Below are 3,736 nucleotides of genomic sequence, written 5' to 3' on the forward strand. Positions count from 1 at the left end.
CCAAGATTTAATACACCTGACCTCTCAGTAAAAATTTCACCTAAAGTTGCATATAGTATTGATGTTCCAGCTTTTATAGCTGCAGCCAAAATTGCTACTATCAATATCTCTTTTTCCATATTCAATCCCTAAGCTAAACTTAAAAATATTATTAAAAAAGTTAATTTTTTATTTTTTAACCAATCTTACTTTGTATTTGTTTAATATTTCTCCACCTAAAATGAAAAAAAGTATCGCACCCTGAATTATATGTGCAATAGCTAATGGAAGACCCATAGTCATCTGTATTTGATCTCCTCCCACCAATAATCCCCCAAATAGAAATGAAACTAAAATTATTACCCATGGGTTTAACTTAGAAAGCCAGGCTATTATTATTGCAGTATATCCATATCCTGGTGATATAGCAGGCTGAAGACGTCTTGTAATTCCTGAAACTTCACACATACCTGCTAATCCTGCTAATCCTCCGCTAATAATCATTACTATTATTATGTTTTTAAATATGTTTATACCAGCATATTTTGCTGCTTCTGGATTCTCGCCAATCACCTTAATTTCATATCCCCATTTAGTTCTTTTTAAGACAAAAAACAAGATAATCGCAGCTAATATTCCAAATACTAAGCCAAGATGCACTCTACTATTTCCAAATCTTGGTAATTGAGCTGATGCAGAAAATGGTGCGGAAAGAGGAAATCCATAACCTTTGGGATCTCTCCAAGGACCATAGACAAAATAATAAACCCAAAGTATGGCTATATAGTTCATTAAAAGCGTTGTTATTATCTCATTGACTTTTAAAGCAGCCTTTAAAATCGCTGGAATTAATGCCCAAAAAGCTCCCCCAATAAAACCAGCTAATATCATTAGTGGAAGAAGGATATATATAGGAAGATGTGGAAAAGTTAATGCTACCCAGGATGCTGTAAATGCACCAATATGGAGTTGACCTTCTGCTCCTATATTCCATAGAATCATCTTAAATGCTATTGCAACTCCAATTCCACATAACATTAGAGGAATAGCCTTTACCAATGTTTCAGATAAACTGTATCTACTCCCAAAAGCTCCCATAAATATTGCTTGATATGACTTTATGGGATTTGCTCCTGCAATTAAAATAATAATTGCTCCAAAAATAAGAGCAAATATTATTGATAAAAATATATTTAAATATGAAGCTATTTTAGAAGGATATAACCTTTCCTCAATTCTTATTGAGTATTTCATTTTGCCCCTGCCATCATTAAACCTATATTCTCCAATTTTGCTTCATCTGATTTAACTATACCCCTTATTTCACCCTCATAAATTACTGCAATTCTGTCACTTAAAGAAAATATTTCTTCCAAATCCTCCGATATCAATAAAATAGCTGCCCCTTCTTCCCTCTGTTTTAAGATTAAATTTTGAATAAATTCAGTTGCCCCTATGTCGAGTCCTCTTGTAGGATGAACTGCAACTATAAGGTTTGGTTTTTCAGAAATTTCTCTTGCAAGCAGCAATTTTTGTAGATTTCCACCTGAAAGAAGCTTAACTGGAATGTATCTATCAGGAGTATCTATATCAAATTCTTCTATCAATTTATCAGTGTGAGAATTCACATAAGATTCATTTATAAAAAATCTATTAGAAAAGGGGGTTTTATTATAATTTTTAAGTATGAGATTGTCAGCAAGATTTAGATTTGGTACAAGGCCCATCTTTATTTTATCTTCTGGAATATGACTTACACCTTCACTGATGATCTGATTTGGATTTAAGTTTGTAACATTATTATTATTTATAAATATTTTTCCTTCAACTACCTTTCTAAGACCAGTTATTACCTCTGCTAATTCTCTTTGACCATTCCCTGCAACTCCTGCAATACCCAAAATTTCACCCTTACAAACATTAAATGAAACTCCCTTTAATGCCAGAATTCCCTTATCACTTAATGCTTTTATATTCTTAGTTTCTAAAACAATTTCTCCTTTTTCAATTGACTTTTTTTCCAATCTAAAAAGAACTTCCCTACCTACCATCATCTTCGCAAGTTCTTTTTTGCTCGTTTGATTTGTAGGTAAAGTAGAAACAACCTTCCCCTTTCTAAGAACCGTTACTTTACTTGATACAGACATCACTTCACCCAATTTATGAGTAATAAATACGATGGTTTTGCCCTCATCAGCCATCTTTTTTAAAATTTCAAAAAGGTTCTCAGATTCCTGAGGTGTTAATACAGAGGTTGGTTCATCCAAAATCATTATTTTCGCATCCCTATAAAGCATCTTTATTATCTCAACTCTTTGCTGTTCCCCTACAGAAAGTTGCCATATTTTTGCTCTTGGATCAACCTTTAATCCATATCTTTCAGATATTTTTTCTATTTCTTTTTCTACTTTGTCTAAATCCAGTAGAAAACCTAATTCCTTGAGTCCAATTATCACATTTTCAGTAACTGATAGAGTAGGCACTAACATAAAATGCTGATGAACCATACCTATCCCTAAGTTTATAGCTTCTCGTGGAGATGTTAAACTAACTTTTTCCCTGCCTATGAATATCTCTCCTTCATCTGGTTGATATAATCCATACAATATGTTCATTAAAGTTGTTTTACCTGCACCATTTTCTCCCAATAGTGCGTGAATTTCACCTTTTTTAACCTCAAAATTGATATGGTCATTTGCTAACACTCCTGGAAAGTTTTTAACAATATTGACCATCCTTACTTCTTGTTTTGCCATATTCATTAACATTTATTAAACCTTAGCTGTTAGTTCTTTATATGGAACATTTAACCATGATTTTCGAAATTATATCAATAATGTTACTAATTCAGTAACTTTGTATACAATAAATCGATTTTGTCAATAATTTGACTGATTTTTTATCATCTAAGTTTTTTAATATAATAGTAAAAGTTTAACATTTTATTTTAGTAATAATCTTAACATTTTGTTATTGTAAAAACATTATTGAAACAATTTATGAAAATATTTTTCTTAAAAAGGAAAAGATGGTTTCAAATTTTATTTAGAAAATTTTGTTGATGTTGTTAAGAATGGTTTTAGATTTTCTGAAATTGCTGATTTGCTCAATGATTTAAGAAATATAATTACACATTAAAAAATTCTCTTTTCTTCCTCTATTTCATATAAAGCAATTTATAAAGTTTCAATTATTTATTTTTTTAATGGTTCTATTTGTGATCCACCAACTTCTGATTCTAATTCCCTTATTTCTATCAATTTTTCATAAAGTTTTGTTTCTTAGTGTATTCGTTTCATATTCGTTTCATATTCGTTTCATTCATTTCAACATATAATAAATATTTTTCCCTTTACCTTCTCTTTTTATAATTCCTTTATTTTCTAATGATTTAAAGTATCTAAACGCTGTAGCTGGTGAAACTTTAAGCAGATCTGTACATTCCTTTCTTGAAATTCTTTTATGACTTAAAATGTAATTTACAATAAGTTTTTCCTGTTCTTTTAGTTCCTTTAAAATTTCCTCTGTAATTTTATACTTCCTGAATGTGACAACGAGATTCCCAGCTATTTCTTCAAATAATGGTTCTGGTAAATCATAACTTAAGCATTCTTTAATCATTCTGTTTATTCCTGTTCCCCACTGCTCAATGTATTTTATCAAAAAGAAACAGTTTCCAATTAAAGAGTTTCTTAAAATTGAATCACGCTTTTTAATTTTATTCATCTTTCTTTCTAACCTATTATTAATTAATTCA

The 3,736-nt window shown here is 30.3% G+C and carries 3 protein-coding genes; all 3 read right to left on the reverse strand.

Features of this window, described 5'->3' with window-relative positions; translation table 11 throughout:
• Positions 1-168 precede the first annotated feature (168 nt).
• Positions 169-1,233 carry an ABC transporter permease gene (locus tag KKC53_05450; protein MBU2598598.1) on the reverse strand — a complete coding sequence of 355 codons (1,065 nt, stop codon included), beginning with the start codon at positions 1,231-1,233 and terminating at the stop codon, positions 169-171.
• The gene (locus KKC53_05455) at positions 1,230-2,741 is read right to left on the reverse strand and encodes an ABC transporter ATP-binding protein (protein MBU2598599.1); all 1,512 of its coding nucleotides are present in this window, start codon (positions 2,739-2,741) and stop codon (positions 1,230-1,232) included. Before KKC53_05455 ends, KKC53_05450 begins: the two co-directional genes overlap by 4 nt.
• Positions 2,742-3,300: 559 nt before the next feature.
• Positions 3,301-3,736: DeoR family transcriptional regulator (locus KKC53_05460; GenBank protein ID MBU2598600.1), on the reverse strand; the 436-nt coding region annotated here is incomplete at its 5' end.

Source organism: Actinomycetota bacterium (genome assembly GCA_018830725.1).
Classification (GTDB): domain Bacteria; phylum Actinomycetota; class Humimicrobiia; order JAHJRV01; family JAHJRV01; genus JAHJRV01.

Coding starts and splice junctions, on each gene's coding strand:
- KKC53_05455 (MBU2598599.1), bottom strand. CDS start 2,741: ATGAATATGGCAAAACAAGAAGTAAGGATGGTCAATATTGTTAAAAAC.
- KKC53_05450 (MBU2598598.1), bottom strand. CDS start 1,233: ATGAAATACTCAATAAGAATTGAGGAAAGGTTATATCCTTCTAAAATA.